This window comes from Paenibacillus chitinolyticus (assembly GCF_045038035.1).
In the GTDB taxonomy this organism is placed as follows: Bacteria; Bacillota; Bacilli; order Paenibacillales; family NBRC-103111; genus Paenibacillus_F; species Paenibacillus_F chitinolyticus_A.
Genome location: NZ_CP173427.1, coordinates 4,532,922 through 4,546,610, shown reverse-complemented (window position 1 = coordinate 4,546,610; position 13,689 = coordinate 4,532,922). Strand labels below are relative to the sequence as shown.

Below are 13,689 nucleotides of genomic sequence, written 5' to 3'. Positions count from 1 at the left end.
CAGGGGGATCGGGAAATCACCCCAATTTAGGTACCGGATGTGAAGAAGAAATGAATGAACGAACAGCTGTCCCGGCTTTAATGAAACTTTCGCCCTCCTACGACCCGTGGGATCCGATACGTTCGCTCCAGCAGTACGGCCGTCACACGCTAACCAGTGTGGAATTCACGGTCTCGAATTTGTGCAACATGCGCTGCGAGCATTGTGCGGTGGGCGATACGCTTGTCATGAAAGAAGGGCCGAAGCTTGCCCTGGATCTAGCGCTCCGCAGGCTGGAAGAAATCCAGCACCTGGAAACGATCAGCATTACGGGCGGAGAGCCCATGTTCTCCGAGAAAACCGTAAAGGAATATATTGTCCCTCTGCTGCGGTACGCACGCGAGAGAGGAGTCCGTTCGCAAATCAACTCCAATCTCACTATGGAGCTGGAAAGGTACGAGTGGATTGCTCCTTACCTGGATGTGATGCATATTTCCTTTAACTACACGTGCGCGGAAGATTTTCACGAAGTAGGTTTTGTCCGTTCGGGACGGCCTGTCGGAATGCAAGCCGCTGCCAAAATGTACGACCGTATGCTGGATAATTCCGTGGCGCTCAGCAAGGGCGGGATGTTTATTTCGGCGGAATCCATGCTGAACACCCGAACGAGCGAGAAAATAGTTCCTATACATAAAATCATTGAAGAAATCGGATGCCAGAGGCATGAGGTTCATCCCATGTATCCGAGTTCTTTTGCATCCAATCTGCCGATTCTCACCCTTGATCAGCTCAGGGATACGATTCACCGCCTGCTCGACGGGCGCAATCCGGAGATGTGGATGCTGCTCGGTACGCTTCCTTTCTACGCGTGCAACAGCGCGGAGGAAGACCGGAAGCTGCTGGGCAGGCTGCGCAGCGAACGGAACCTGACGGTCCGCAACGACCCGGACGGGCGCAACCGTCTCAACGTCAACATGTTTACAGGCGACGTTTACGTGACCGATTTTGCCGACGTCCCGGCTTTGGGCAATCTGCACGAGGATAAGCTGGAGACCGTTTTCGATCGGTGGCTGAACCATCCGCTGAGCCGCACGGTCGATTGCCATTGTCCGGCCGTTTCCTGCTGCGGTCCCAACCTGCTGGTGGCGAATTCCTATTATTCCGGTGAGGATTTCACTAGGCGTCAGGCCATTCTGGCGTAATTTAGCAGCAAAGGAGACTGAGAACCATTGGGGAGTTTTGAATGGGATAAAATTTTTCTGAACATGGCACTGGTCTTATTACTGGTACTGCTCAACGGGTTCTTCGTCGCCGCCGAGTTCGCGCTCGTGAAGGTGCGTCAATCGAAACTTCAGCAGCTCGTGAATGAAGGGAACAAGAAAGCGAAATTCGCTTTTACCGTCACCAAGAAACTGGACGCTTACTTGTCCGCAACCCAGCTCGGGATTACGCTTGCGTCCCTGGGACTCGGCTGGGTCGGGGAAAGCGCGATTGCGGAACTCATTATCGAACCGCTTTTCCATGCGCTTAACTGGCATTCGACTTTCCTATCGGGGACGATCTCGCTGATTTTGTCCTTCTCCATTGTGACGTTTCTTCACATCGTGCTGGGGGAACTTGCGCCCAAATCGCTGGCGATCCAGAAACCCGATGCGGTTTCTTTGTGGACTTCGGCTCCGCTGATGTATTTCTATAAAATTTTTCTTCCCGCTATTTGGGTTCTCAACGGAGCGGCTCGGCTGCTTCTTAAAATGTTCGGCGTCCAGCCGGCCAATGAACACGATGCCGCGCATACGGAGGAAGAAATCCGCATATTGATGAATCAGAGCGCCAGAAGCGGACACATCGACCGCGACGAAATGCTGCTGTTCGATAATATATTCGAGTTCTCCGACCGTATCGCCCGCGAGGTAATGCTGCCCCGCACGGACATGGACTGTTTGTTTATCGATCAGCCTTACGACGAAATTTTGCAGCATATCTACGAGACGAAACATACGCGCTACCCGGTGGCCTTGGGGGACAAGGACCAGATTATCGGCTTTGTCCACATTACCGATCTGCTGACCGCGGACGCAACGGTCCAGGTCGAGCTGCAGCAGTTCGTGCGGCCGATTCTCAGCGTACCGGAATCCATGGAGATCAGCCAGGTGCTTAAGCTTATGCAAAAAAAGCATTCCCAGCTCGCCATCGTAGTGGACGAGTACGGCGGAACGGCGGGGATGCTGGCGCTCGAAGATATCATGGAGGAAATCGTCGGCGAGCTTCATGACGAATTCGACGAGGATGAGAGACCGAGCATCGAAGTTAAAGGAAACATCACTTCCGTCGAAGGACGCACACTGATTGAAGATCTAAACGTGCTGCTTCATCTCGAAATTGAGGATGAGGAAGTCGACACGATCGGCGGCTGGGTGTTCAAGACCCTTGAAGGCTCCCCGATCAAAGGGAAAAAAGTGGTCTTTGGCGGACACACGTTTGAAGTCGCCGAGGTGGACCGGCTTCGTATTACCCGAGTCAATATCACGAAGAACGAAAACGAAACGCCCAAAGATCCTGCAGCCGGATTGGAGGAATAAAGGGGGGAATTCTTTCACGTGTCGTGGAAAACCCTGCTTATACTGGCTTTCGGGCTTTTGCTGCTGTACGGTCTCTTCACAGTGGGGATGCCGTTCCTGCTGGCGATCGTGACTGCGATGCTGCTGGAGCCCGTAGTGACAGTGGGAATGCGGCTGCTTAAACTGCGCAGGTTTGCAGCCGTTTCTCTTGTCAGCACACTGTTTACGCTGCTTACCCTGGGCCTTTTCTCCATGATCGGCGTCAAAGTCGTAACGGAATTTATGAACTTCTGGGGCAAAATCCCCGTTTATCTGGAGGAAACCGGCGTTTATGTGGAGGATGCGGCCGCAAGGGCGAGATTGTTGTACGAGTCCCTTTTCCCGGGCGATAATTCCCAGATGCAAGTCTGGCTGCAAAACGGACTGGCCTCCGCCGCCCAAGCACTGGAGCGTTTTATCCTGCTTTTGTCCGACTCGTTTCTGGGAGCGGCCGCCGCCATCCCGAATCTTCTTATTTTGTTCATCGTCTACTTGTTCTCCCTCTATCTCTTCTCCTACTCGCTGCCCGTATTGAAGCAATCCTTCCTGAACATGTTCGATGATCGTTCCCGTGAAAAAGTCGAAAAACTGATCCTTTCCCTCCGTCAGGCTTTGTTCGGTTTTATGTATGCCCAAGTCATGATGTCGATGCTCACTTATGTGCTTACTTTGATCGGCCTTTTGTTTATCCGGACGGACTATCCGCTTGCGATTGCCCTGCTCGTCATGTTTATGGAATTCGTGCCGGTGATCGGAACGGGACTCGTCTTTCTGCCGTGGGCGATTTACAGGCTGCTGCTTGGCGATCCGGGCATGGCTATGCAGATCATGCTGCTGTTTATCGTCATCACGCTGGCCCGCCGCGTTATCGAACCCAAAATTTTAAGCAACTCGGTCGGAATTAGCGCGCTTGCGGCCATGGTTTCCTTATACATCGGGTTCGAGCTGATGGGCGTGGCCGGCATGTTCCTGGGCCCGCTGATTGTCATTCTCTTTCAAACGATGCGGCAGGTCGGACTGCTGCAGTTCAAGATTAACCTGGATTAGAAGGTCTGTTAGGTGTAAAAAAGGCCTGCCGTCCCGAGCTTGCGCTCCGGTCGACAGGCTTTTTTTAGATGTCAACCGCTTGAAATCCGGCAGCCGTCAGGCAAATTCACACAGCGAACCGCCCGGTGAAGCCCGAAATCCATGCGCGGGTAATCTCTGACCTTCCAACATAAAACCCCTAAATCCGCAATCCGAGCAAGTCCCTGCCCGTGATTCCGCCCTTGTTCAGTTCGCCGCCCGATCGCGGTCCGCCGTGACGTCGAACTCGCGGACCATGACCCACTCCGTCTGGGGCGCGTTGCTTTTCAGCCGGACAAAGTGAGTGCGGAAGGGCGCGGCGGGAGTAAAATCAATTTCCCGCTGCTCCGTAAACTCCGCCAGCTTCGTCCAGCTGAGGCCATTCAGCGAAGCTTCCAGCGAAGCGCTGCGGATGATGTCGCCTGCCTGCGGAGCTGCCGGATCGGGGTGGCCCAGGCTGATGCGGACCCGGCGTACCTGCGCCGGCTGCCCCAGGTTTACGCCCACGTAATCTCCGGATTGCGGCGCTCTGGCGCTCCAGAAATACGTATCCGCTCTGCCGTCGGTCATGTTTGCGAGCACGTTGCTTTCCCAGGCGGGAAGTGTGCCGATCGGGTCGGTGAACCCGCGGTTCTCACGCCACCGGACATACATCTCGTAGGCTGACGAGACCCGCTGAAGGAACGGCTCCATAACTCCGTCGGCCGAAACCTTCTTGTTGGGAACCGGGTAGATTCCCTTTTCGACTGAAATGGTTACGCTCCCGTCACGGATGTCCACTTTAGCGCCTACTATCGTCATGCTTTTCAACCATTCTCTGTCTTGGCCCGAGTGAAGGCTGAGTACGTAGCCGTCGGCGGGAATGACCGAGTTGTTGCCGCCTTCCCGGATGATGCGTCCGTTCACGACCGTCACCTCGTAGCCCCACTCGTTTGTCCCGGTCCTTGCCCCGTACGCCGATGTATACCGGATAAGCTCGGATTCACCCCGCTCACGATTCTCGCCGTCGATACGGCGCGAGCCTGTTCTCGGTTCCGCCACCTCGATGTCGACGGTATCCTGAGGGAGAACGGCGGCGTAGGCGGAGTACCGGGCATCGGCCTCTTCATCGCTGCCCAGCATCATCGCCATAAGCAGGGAAACGGCGGATTCACCGGCTTTTCCGTAAAAGTCGATTTTTTTCAGCCAGTCGGCCGTTTCCCTTACGAAATCGGAATTGTGCATTTGACTCAAACGAGAGGCTGCACTGCGCATAGAGCCGAAGTAGGCGGTCAAACGGGCGGCGGCTTTCTCCGGTGTCCCCTTCTCGAAATCTTCCCAGAAAGCCGCAAGAAGAGCTGTGAGCCTCGGAGATTCACCGGCGTGAACGGCGGAGGATAAATGATTTTCCGCAAAAATCCGGAGTTCCTTATACAGCGGCCCTCCGAATTCCTTCAGGGATCTTTCCCAGGATTCCCAGAGCTTATAGGCACCGGGTTTCCAGGCATACTCGGCTGAGGTGAACAAAGCAAGCAAAGAGGCCTGCAAATGCTCCATCGGATTGGATAAGTAGCCGAATTGGCCGTGCTTATGCAGCTCGGGGTCCCGGCCCTCCAGAGGCCCGAGAAACAGCTTCTCCCGCACATAATCCGTCACCGGGTAGTTATCCCACAAGAGCATATCGTGATTGAACACCTTGTGAATCCGCTCGGCTTCTCCGGAGGCGATAACCGCGGGAGCGATGCCGATCCCCGTCCAGCAGACGAGGATGCCCGGATCTACCAATTCGGCAAAGCGTTTCCGGTAAGGGCTGGTGCCGTCCTGATAATATTCGGTCGGCGCCGTAATGAGCCTGGAGGCGCCGGGATGCGCTTGCACGAACTCGCGGTTGAACCGGTTCAGCAGATAAGCCTGCGCAGCCGCAGCGGGGCTCTCGTCCCCGCCGAACTTCTGTACATCGTCCGCACAGTTGGGGTTCTGGAAAATATCATCCATAAGCAGAGAGAAATGGCGGACTCCGAGCGTCCACATCTGGCTCGCTTTGGCAGCCAGCTTCTGAAATTCCTCGTTCGACGAGAAACAGATATCGAGCCCGGGCGAGAGCGCGTAAACGAATCGGACACCGGCTTTTTCGGCCGCATCCACATACCTGCGGATATGGCGGAGCTCTTCCTCCGGGTACGGGTCCCGCCAGCGCCCGCGCAGGTACGGATCATCTTTCGGAGCGTACAGGTACGTGTTCATTTTATGATCGCCGAGGAAAGCGATCAGATTGACCCGGTCGTCCGGAGACCAAGGGCCTCCGTAGAAGCCTTCCACAACGCCCCTTACGGGGAACGCGGGGAAGTCCCGGATCGTGATAGCCGGCACAGCGGCCATCATCGGTCCTTTGCGGATGAGCTGCTTAAGCGTGCGGACCGCATAAAGGGTGCCGGTATGATCCGCGCCCGCCAGCACGATCATGCTGCCGCCGCGTTTGCCTCGGCGCGCCGCAAGGGTGTAGCCCTCTTCGGGAATTCCGAGGGGGGTGCCGCTGCGCCGGCTTCGGAATTCCCGCTGTACGGCGGGATCGGCGGGCAGCTTGCCGATATAGACGGCCAGAGGCATTTTGGCGGCGGAATGCCAGTCCTTGCACGGAACAACGCGCTTGACGCCGCACCCGATAAGAAGACTCCGCAGCTCCAGCAGAGCTTCGGGGGACGTATCCGCGCCTGCGAGGATTCCGGCGGTTGCATACAAGGGAACGGTGTACCCGCTGTATTCCTCCTGCTGCGGGGGCGGGGTCAGAAGGGGAGTTTTCGGATGATGTGTCATGCCATCTCACTCCTTTTTTTAAAAGGGAAAAAGTTTTCCCCGGATCGTCTCTCTTTCTATCATAGGATATTCATAGAGACGATAGAGATGACAATCTTGCGGATTATTCCGCTTTTATTTTATAAATCTGGGCGCCCGCCCATACCTCTCCTAGGCGGATGCCATATGGTATTGCAGAGCCACACCATTACCGGTTACAAGGAGGAAACGCATTGTATCCTGAAGTCCGTATGTATCACCCCTTCGTGGGGCCGTTCGATCCCTGTCCGCCGAAGCTTGTCAAAACGTATGTCACTCCGCCGAATCTGTTTATCCGGTTCCAGCCCATGTGCCTGCCGCAGTTCAGTCCTTACGAGGCTTTGAAGCTCGGTACCCTTTGGCCGGAGCTTTACAGCAGCTACGAACCCAGGTGCTAAGCCGGTCCGAAAGCGAAAGAGAGGGGAAAGACAACCGTATGCAAAAACAACTGGATGAAAATTATTACCGGATTCTGCATGATCTGCAAGCGGCCGATTTCGTATTGGTCGAACTGACCTTGTACCTGGACACTCATCCCGAAGATGCGAACGCTCTGCAGCAGTTCAATGAATTTTCCCAAAAGCGGAAGCAAATCGCGCTGGAATACGAGTGTTTGTACGGACCGCTTCTTCAGTACGGGCAAAATTCCTTGCCGCAGCAGACCTGGGAGTGGGCCGAAACACCTTGGCCATGGCAGGTGTAGCGTGTGCAGAGGAAATTGTATGAACGGTCTGGCCGGAAGATCATGCACGGATATGCTTAAGGAGACGGGGGATTCCAATGTGGATTTACGAGAAAAAACTGCAATATCCGGTTCGTGTAAGCAAATGCGATCCGCACATGGCCAAACTTCTGATCGAGCAATACGGGGGTGCGGACGGGGAACTTGCTGCCGCGCTGCGTTACTTGAACCAGCGTTACACCATTCCGGACAAAGTAATCGGGGTACTGAATGATATCGGGACCGAGGAATTCGCTCACCTGGAGATGATTGCCACGATGATCTACAAGCTTACGAAAGACGCTTCCCCCGATCAGCTGAAAGCCGCGGGCCTTGGCGAATATTACGTCAACCACGATTCGGCTTTGTATTACCAAAATGCGGCCGGCACACCGTGGACGGCAGCTTACATTCAAGCCAAGGGCGATCCTATCGCCGACCTGTACGAAGATATCGCGGCGGAAGAAAAGGCGCGCGCCACCTATCAGTGGCTCATTGACCTGACGGACGACGTCGATCTCCAGGATGGGCTGAAATTCCTGCGTGAACGTGAGATCGTCCACTCGATGCGATTCCGCGAAGCGGTAGAAATTCTTAAAGACGAAAGGGCGGCCCAGAAAATTTTTTAGCGGCCTGAACAAAAAGACGGGGAAACCCGTCTTTTTTCGGCATTTTAAGATAACCGAGCCGGCGATTTTAGTAGATATGGAAAAATTGAATAAGATTTCTAATTTTTCCGGAACGTTTCCCCTTCTGAAAGTGTCTTACTTATATAAAAGTTACAAGTAAACAGTCTGTTTAAATGGTGGAGATCTTATCGGAGTGGCTGTTAGGAGCTGAGCATAGAACAAAAATTATGTCGTGCCTACGAAAAATCCTAAAAAATTCGTCATTTTTTCGCTAAAAAATACCACATTTTACCTATATGTATGATAAAATGGAATAAGTTAGCAAAAATCGAAGAGCATAACCTATAGGTTGGAATAAGGAGGAGGCTGCTATTATGGGGATCACATTAAGTCTGCTGATCGGTTTGTTAGTTCTTTTGGCGGCATCATTAGGCCTGCGCAAACCGAAGGAATTCGACCGGTCCGATAACGTGCCGTTTCGTCCTTTCGATGATATTTACGAGGGGAAGAAGAGACCGACTGTAGAATCGGTACAAAGCCAGGCAGCCGTGAAAATAGAAGAAAAGCCGAGAGAAAGGAAACGAATCGCCAAATAAAGGTTTCCTCCTATGGGATGAATTACCTGCGTATATGGTGAAGAAACCATGTCTTTTATGAGAAACAAATGAGAATTACATAAGTCGGTTGTGAGAACGGCGTTAATTTTCTCTCTCGCGTTTTAGCGGCCGAAAGGGCGGGGCAGCATCAAATAAGCTTGATGGAACAGCTTTATACGGCAGGTTCACCGGTGGATTAAAAAAATGAAAAGGTTGTTTTTTGCCAATTTGTGTGTGTTTGTTTCTAAAGATGTATGTGATAGCTTGTGTAGAGAGCCGAAACTTCTTCTGCTTCCCGGATTTTCCAGGAGTGGATGAGGTGCGGGGGATGATTTACTTCGGAACCGTATGTGTATGACTGCGGCGTCCGATAGGGGTGAATCGCTGGCAGCAGCGTGGGCGACTTCTCAGTCCGAACCCGACAACTAACCTCGTAGGCAATACCGAGAAGGAGCGTACATCAACTATGGCATTAAAGCATCATTGGAAAAAAACATGCGCTACTCTGCTGCTGGGTGCAGTGGTGGCGGCATCTTCCGCATTCCAGTCGCAAGCGGCTGAAACGGAAGCGGCTAAAAACGACGGCCTGTTGTATTGGAAACTGGCTAAATCTTATCAGGAGATTGCAGCCGGTATGACCGATCCTGCAGGACAAGCAGCCGATTCGGAACTTACCCAATCTTTGGTGACACCGGAAAATCAAACCCTGGTGCTATCCGAGCCAAATTCCATGTGGAACTTCGCTTCCCAGATGAATATGGACGTTCTTGACCTCTTATCGTTAAATCCCGATGCGGATCCGCTTAGCCTGCCGGCAGGCAGCGAGCTGAAAATAGTGGGGGAAGCGGCCCTTGAGCAGCTTAAAGCTTTAAAAGCGACGGTAAAAGTCCCGCCCCAGGAACCGGCCAAAGTTCAGCTTGCGTCGGCCTCGCCAAGTCAGACGGACTCGATAAAACCTTCGGAGGCTCTTCAAAAGAGCGGCAAGCCGCAGGCTCCCGAACCGAAGAAAAGCGCGGAGAAGAAGGCCGTTAAGAAACCGGCCGCCAAAGCGGCATCGGCTTCCGCAGCATCCGGCCAGACGCTGACAACCGCGGCAGGCAAACAGGTACAATACAAAAAAGTGCTGAATATCAAGGCATCGGCCTATTCCGCTGACCCGAGCGAGAACGGCGGATATGCCGGCATCGACTACTTCGGCAACAAACTGACCGTCGGCACGATCGCGGTCGATCCGAATGTAATTCCGCTCGGCTCCACCGTATATGTAACGGGTTATGCTTTCCCGGGACTTCCCGCCAAGGGAATGATCGCTAAAGCGACGGACATCGGCGGAGCGATCAAAGGCAACCGGATCGATATCTTCGTTCCGGGCTCTAAAGACAAAGTAAACGACTTTGGCTATCAAAGTGTGAAAGTATACATTCTTAAATAACGATTAGCCGTAAAGAAGACGGGAGCGAATGCTCCCGTCTTTTTTGCGTTATAAATCCTTGGAAATTCCCATCAGCTCCGGAATCGTGACCAGCTTGTATCCGCTCGATTTCAAGGAACGGATCAAATCGGGAAGGGCCGTGACCGTACCGCTGAGATCGTGCTTGTCGTTTCCTCCCGCGCTGTGCTGCAGAATGACCGAACCGGCCCGGGCGTTGTCCACAATATTGTGGTATACCTGCTTACCGGAGAGTCCTTTCCAGTCGAGGGAATCCACGTCCCAGTTTACGGCCAGCAGGTGATGGTCGGACATCCAGCGCACCTGCTCTTCATTGATGGCGCCGTAAGGAGGCCGCACCAGTCTGGGCGTATACCCGGTCAACGGTTTGATGACCTCTTGGGTACGCATAATTTGCGCAGAAAATTCAGAGGCGGTCAGTTTGGGCATAAAAGGATGGCTGTACGAGTGGTTGCCCACGATATGCCCTTCCCGCACCATCCGGCGGATAATCTCGGGATGTGCCTGAGCGCGGCTGCCTATCACGAAAAAGGTCGCTTTCACCTGATGATTTTTCAGAATATCGAGCACTTGCGGGGTATATTTGAGATCAGGCCCGTCATCGAACGTGAGCGCGATTTTTTTTCCTTGGGAGGTTCCTCTCATCCGGAAAACCGCCGGGTATTTGTGATGAATCTCGGCTAAGCTCAGCTTCCGCTGCTCCGTTTTCTGAAGGGCATTCGCTTCCTGCTGATGTTTCTGAACGGGTACGTCTTTCTTTTTCGTTTCCGTTTTGGGAGCGGCAGCGGTTTTATGTTTTTTTTCGGGCACGGAAAGCGCAGGAACCGGGGCTGTCGGTGATAAGGAAGGAGCGGCGGCTGTTTTTTCCTTGATCGCCGGAATTTTCGCAGGCTGGAATTTGGCTGGACCGGGTGCGGATGACGGACCTGGATCTTCGCTTAGAGTGTGCGGGATAAAACGGTTTTCGTCCAGCCGGGAAGAGGCCGAGCCCTCGCCGGGCAGCTTTGCCGGAGAGCATGCGGAGACGAAGGCCAGCAAAATGGCGGATGAGACAGCCAGGGCTGCACGTTTCATGGGAAACCCTCCTCTAATGGCGTTTTCATTAGTTTTGTTTAGAGGGAGGAATTTTATCCGGGATTTGTTACAAAATAGACACAACAAAAAGGGTTGTCCGATTATGTAAATTATGTTAACCTTTCTAGGAGTGTCTTTGACACAATTTATACAAAAGCCGAATCCGGTGAATCAAAGCACCTGTACGGGGGACTTATTTCTGGGGTGAATGCCTGTTATTCTGCAAGCTAGGGAACCTCTTTCCCGAACCCGTCAACTAACCTCGGAGGCCCAAGGAGGAAAATCGTTTTGAAGATTTGGGTACAAAGCGTTGTAGTTTCATGCGCCGTACTGACGGCCGGTGTATTCGCGGCTTCGGATGCTCATGCCAATGCCGCTCGTTCCGCTAAAGTGCAGGTCAACGACCAACTGGTCAATACCGAAGGTACTGCACCTTTTATCGATTCCAGCAATAACCTGATGATTCCGCTTCGTCCTGTTGCAGAGAAATTGGGAGCACAAATTGGATGGGAACGTGCAGGAGCTCAAATGAGTATTTCGGTGACCGGGAACGGCCACAAGATTACGTTTACTACGGGGGAGAACCAGGCTCTCGTGGACGGCAAGAAGATCGACTTGCCGAGCAAAGCGCAGTTTTTGAACAATACGGTCTATGTTCCGATGAGATTTCTGGCGGATTCACTGGCTATCCGTGTGCAATGGGATAATGTGAATACGATTGCAATTTTCGATGCCGATGGTCAGTACCATTCCCCGGCTTGGTATGCAACCGTGCCTCAGAAGTCGCAGCAGGAAAATACGATTGTAGCAACAGCCAACAAATATAAAGGCGTTCGTTACGTGTATGGCGGTACTTCGCCATCTGGATTTGACTGCTCCGGATTTGTGCAATATGTGTACGATAAGAACGGGGTAGACCTGCCTAGATCTTCTGCAAGTATGTATGCCAGCGCAGGGGTTAAAGTATCCAACCCTCAGCCGGGCGATCTTGTATTCTTCGCAAGCAATTCCAAAATGCAGCATGTGGGTATTTACGTAGGGGCTGACAAATTCATTTCCGCGACAGATGATGGAGTGAAAGTGGACAGCTTGGGCAGCGCTTACTGGGGCTCTCGTTATGTTGGAGCCAAACGCGTCATGTAATCATACAAATGGTAATTTTTATGCCGTCCGGGTGCCACCGGGCGGTTTTTTATTTTTATTTGTAAGCACTAGCCAAGCGTCGTTCCTTTCTACTGCCGGATTCATAGAATGGTAGAGAAAGGAGGGATTAAGATGAACCAAACGATTTTCGGTAGTTTGGCGGCTTTCGGCGCCTCGCTCGTTACGTATGCGTTTGGAGGGTGGTCCGAATTACTGGGTTTCTTCCTCGTGGCTATCGCAATCGACTATGTAACCGGTGTTGCGGCCTCTCTGAAAGAAAAGTCCGGGCTGAACAGCAATATCGGCTTCTGGGGTCTCGCCAAGAAGGGGCTCATGCTGCTCATCATTTTGTTGGGACACCGGATGGACATGCTCATTGGCAGCAGCGTCGTGATGAATGCCGCTCTTTATTTCTATCTGGTCAATGAGCTAATTTCCATTACGGAAAATTATGGCCGGCTCGGTCTTCCTCTTCCCGAAAAAATCAAGGAAGTCATCGCCCAACTGAAACATTCGAATCAAGATAAGAATTAATACCCGCTCCAAGCTGCTGTGAAACTCTTCCATTAGAAAAACTTTCCGTTTTTAATAAAATTAATGATCGGACAAGGCTCTCGCTCAGGCGGGAGTTTTTTTATGACTTGGTCCTAATTCCTATTGTATGCGTTAGTGAAGAAAGAAGGGTAACAAATTGATGACAAAATGAAATAATTGTAATTTTAACGAAATATATAGTTGCTTGAAATAAGTAAGTTAAAGGAGTATGATAGAGGAAAGAACAAATGAAAATAGGATCGGGAATTAGCGCAATCGTGCTTCGCAATCAATCCTCCTAGCGGGGACATCCCGATGGCTCGGAAATCCATAAACGGCTGGACAAGCTCATATTGAAAGGTGTGTATGACAATGATAAAGATCTATCCCGCTTCATCCCGGTATTCCACGGATCACGGCTGGCTGGTCAGCCATTTCAGCTTTTCGTTCGCGGATTATTACGATCCGGACAATACCCGTTTCGGTCCCATGAGAGTGCTGAATGACGACACGGTGCAGGGCGGACGGGGATTCGGGGCCCATCCCCACCGTGAGATGGAAATCGTGACCATCGTCCTGGAAGGGCGGCTTCAGCACGAAGACAGCTCCGGCCACCGGGCGGTCACGACCTATGGGGGCGTTCAGCGGATGACCGCGGGCACCGGCATTATTCATTCGGAAATGAATCCGGGACAAGAGGACGTTACGCTTTTGCAGATGTGGTTCGATCCGGAAGAGCGCGGTCTCGAACCTTCCTATGAAATGACGGAGTTCAAGGTCGAAGCGCTGAAGAACAACCTGCTGCCGGTGGTGTCCAAATCAAAGGCCGGTCCCGGGGTCGCCGGCATCCATCAGGATATGAGCATCTACTTATCCGAATTGGACGGAGGCAAATCAGTTACGTTCGAACAGCCGGAAGGCAGAAGGGTTTTCTTTATGGTCCTGGACGGTGAGGCCTCGCTTAACAATGAGACGATTTTGGGTAAAAGAGATTCGGCACGGATTACGGAAACTCCGACGCTCACGATCGGCAGCGCGGCAGGCGCGCGTTTTATGCTGATTGATCTGCCTTGATACGAGGCTATGAGGG

General features: G+C 52.6%; 13 protein-coding genes and 2 riboswitches. Of the genes, 11 read left to right on the top strand and 2 right to left on the bottom strand.

Annotated features, from left to right (window positions below):
* The first annotated feature begins 50 nt into the window (after positions 1-50).
* The 3 genes from yfkAB to ytvI all read left to right on the top strand — a co-directional run bounded on the left by yfkAB (position 51) and on the right by ytvI (position 3,623).
* Positions 51-1,181, top strand: coding sequence for a radical SAM/CxCxxxxC motif protein YfkAB (yfkAB, locus tag ACI48J_RS20505; protein WP_405080028.1), 1,131 nt, complete (start codon positions 51-53; stop codon positions 1,179-1,181).
* Between the two features lie 63 nt (positions 1,182-1,244).
* On the top strand, positions 1,245-2,558 hold the full coding sequence (locus ACI48J_RS20500; protein ID WP_405083262.1) for a hemolysin family protein: 1,314 nt from the start codon (positions 1,245-1,247) through the stop codon (positions 2,556-2,558).
* A gap of 18 nt (positions 2,559-2,576) precedes the next feature.
* Positions 2,577-3,623 (top strand): sporulation integral membrane protein YtvI, encoded by a 1,047-nt coding sequence (gene ytvI, locus ACI48J_RS20495; RefSeq protein WP_326052298.1) that lies wholly within the window; start codon positions 2,577-2,579, stop codon positions 3,621-3,623.
* Positions 3,624-3,848: 225 nt separating this feature from the next.
* Here the strand turns inward: ytvI and ACI48J_RS20490 are convergent, their stop codons facing one another.
* Positions 3,849-6,434, bottom strand: coding sequence for a beta-N-acetylglucosaminidase domain-containing protein (locus tag ACI48J_RS20490; RefSeq protein ID WP_405080027.1), 2,586 nt, complete (start codon positions 6,432-6,434; stop codon positions 3,849-3,851).
* Between the two features lie 230 nt (positions 6,435-6,664).
* Here ACI48J_RS20490 and ACI48J_RS20485 point away from each other — a divergent pair, with 230 nt between their 5' ends.
* The 5 genes from ACI48J_RS20485 (at position 6,665) to ACI48J_RS20465 (ending at position 9,830) form a co-directional block, all read left to right on the top strand.
* Positions 6,665-6,850: a spore coat associated protein CotJA gene (locus ACI48J_RS20485; protein WP_405083261.1), complete on the top strand. Its 186-nt coding sequence runs from the start codon at positions 6,665-6,667 to the stop codon at positions 6,848-6,850.
* 38 nt (positions 6,851-6,888) lie between these two features.
* A complete protein-coding gene (locus ACI48J_RS20480) occupies positions 6,889-7,155 on the top strand; it encodes a spore coat protein CotJB (protein ID WP_405080026.1) in 267 nt (88 codons plus the stop codon).
* A 77-nt stretch (positions 7,156-7,232) separates the two neighbouring features.
* Positions 7,233-7,802 carry a manganese catalase family protein gene (locus ACI48J_RS20475; protein ID WP_326052301.1) on the top strand — a complete coding sequence of 190 codons (570 nt, stop codon included), beginning with the start codon at positions 7,233-7,235 and terminating at the stop codon, positions 7,800-7,802.
* 374 nt (positions 7,803-8,176) lie between these two features.
* Positions 8,177-8,398 carry a hypothetical protein gene (locus ACI48J_RS20470; RefSeq protein ID WP_326052302.1) on the top strand — a complete coding sequence of 74 codons (222 nt, stop codon included), beginning with the start codon at positions 8,177-8,179 and terminating at the stop codon, positions 8,396-8,398.
* A gap of 264 nt (positions 8,399-8,662) precedes the next feature.
* Positions 8,663-8,853, top strand: a riboswitch (cyclic di-AMP (ydaO/yuaA leader).
* 11 nt (positions 8,854-8,864) lie between these two features.
* A complete protein-coding gene (locus tag ACI48J_RS20465) occupies positions 8,865-9,830 on the top strand; it encodes a 3D domain-containing protein (RefSeq protein ID WP_405080025.1) in 966 nt (321 codons plus the stop codon).
* A gap of 48 nt (positions 9,831-9,878) precedes the next feature.
* On the opposite strand, the gene ACI48J_RS20460 is transcribed toward ACI48J_RS20465, so the two are convergent.
* Positions 9,879-10,922 (bottom strand): polysaccharide deacetylase family protein, encoded by a 1,044-nt coding sequence (locus ACI48J_RS20460; protein WP_405080024.1) that lies wholly within the window; start codon positions 10,920-10,922, stop codon positions 9,879-9,881.
* A 145-nt stretch (positions 10,923-11,067) separates the two neighbouring features.
* Positions 11,068-11,207, top strand: a riboswitch (cyclic di-AMP (ydaO/yuaA leader).
* A 3-nt stretch (positions 11,208-11,210) separates the two neighbouring features.
* Between ACI48J_RS20460 and ACI48J_RS20455 the strand changes: the two genes are divergently transcribed.
* The 3 genes from ACI48J_RS20455 (at position 11,211) to ACI48J_RS20445 (ending at position 13,673) form a co-directional block, all read left to right on the top strand.
* Positions 11,211-12,065 carry an NlpC/P60 family protein gene (locus ACI48J_RS20455; RefSeq protein ID WP_405080023.1) on the top strand — a complete coding sequence of 285 codons (855 nt, stop codon included), beginning with the start codon at positions 11,211-11,213 and terminating at the stop codon, positions 12,063-12,065.
* 132 nt (positions 12,066-12,197) lie between these two features.
* Complete coding sequence (locus ACI48J_RS20450) at positions 12,198-12,599, top strand: phage holin family protein (protein ID WP_326052307.1); 402 nt, start codon at positions 12,198-12,200, stop codon at positions 12,597-12,599.
* Between the two features lie 372 nt (positions 12,600-12,971).
* Positions 12,972-13,673, top strand: a complete 702-nt coding sequence (locus tag ACI48J_RS20445) for a pirin family protein (protein ID WP_405080022.1) — start codon at positions 12,972-12,974, stop codon at positions 13,671-13,673.
* Positions 13,674-13,689: the final 16 nt, after the last annotated feature.

Excerpts from the sequence above, each read along its gene's own strand:
- ACI48J_RS20465 (WP_405080025.1), top strand. The coding sequence starts at position 8,865 with ATGGCATTAAAGCATCATTGGAAAAAAACATGCGCTACTCTGCTGCTG.
- ACI48J_RS20500 (WP_405083262.1), top strand. The coding sequence starts at position 1,245 with ATGGCACTGGTCTTATTACTGGTACTGCTCAACGGGTTCTTCGTCGCC.
- ACI48J_RS20460 (WP_405080024.1), bottom strand. The coding sequence starts at position 10,922 with ATGAAACGTGCAGCCCTGGCTGTCTCATCCGCCATTTTGCTGGCCTTC.
- ACI48J_RS20470 (WP_326052302.1), top strand. The coding sequence starts at position 8,177 with ATGGGGATCACATTAAGTCTGCTGATCGGTTTGTTAGTTCTTTTGGCG.
- ACI48J_RS20450 (WP_326052307.1), top strand. The coding sequence starts at position 12,198 with ATGAACCAAACGATTTTCGGTAGTTTGGCGGCTTTCGGCGCCTCGCTC.
- ACI48J_RS20475 (WP_326052301.1), top strand. The coding sequence starts at position 7,233 with ATGTGGATTTACGAGAAAAAACTGCAATATCCGGTTCGTGTAAGCAAA.
- ACI48J_RS20485 (WP_405083261.1), top strand. The coding sequence starts at position 6,665 with ATGTATCACCCCTTCGTGGGGCCGTTCGATCCCTGTCCGCCGAAGCTT.
- ACI48J_RS20480 (WP_405080026.1), top strand. The coding sequence starts at position 6,889 with ATGCAAAAACAACTGGATGAAAATTATTACCGGATTCTGCATGATCTG.
- ACI48J_RS20490 (WP_405080027.1), bottom strand. The coding sequence starts at position 6,434 with ATGACACATCATCCGAAAACTCCCCTTCTGACCCCGCCCCCGCAGCAG.
- yfkAB (WP_405080028.1), top strand. The coding sequence starts at position 51 with ATGAATGAACGAACAGCTGTCCCGGCTTTAATGAAACTTTCGCCCTCC.
- ACI48J_RS20445 (WP_405080022.1), top strand. The coding sequence starts at position 12,972 with ATGATAAAGATCTATCCCGCTTCATCCCGGTATTCCACGGATCACGGC.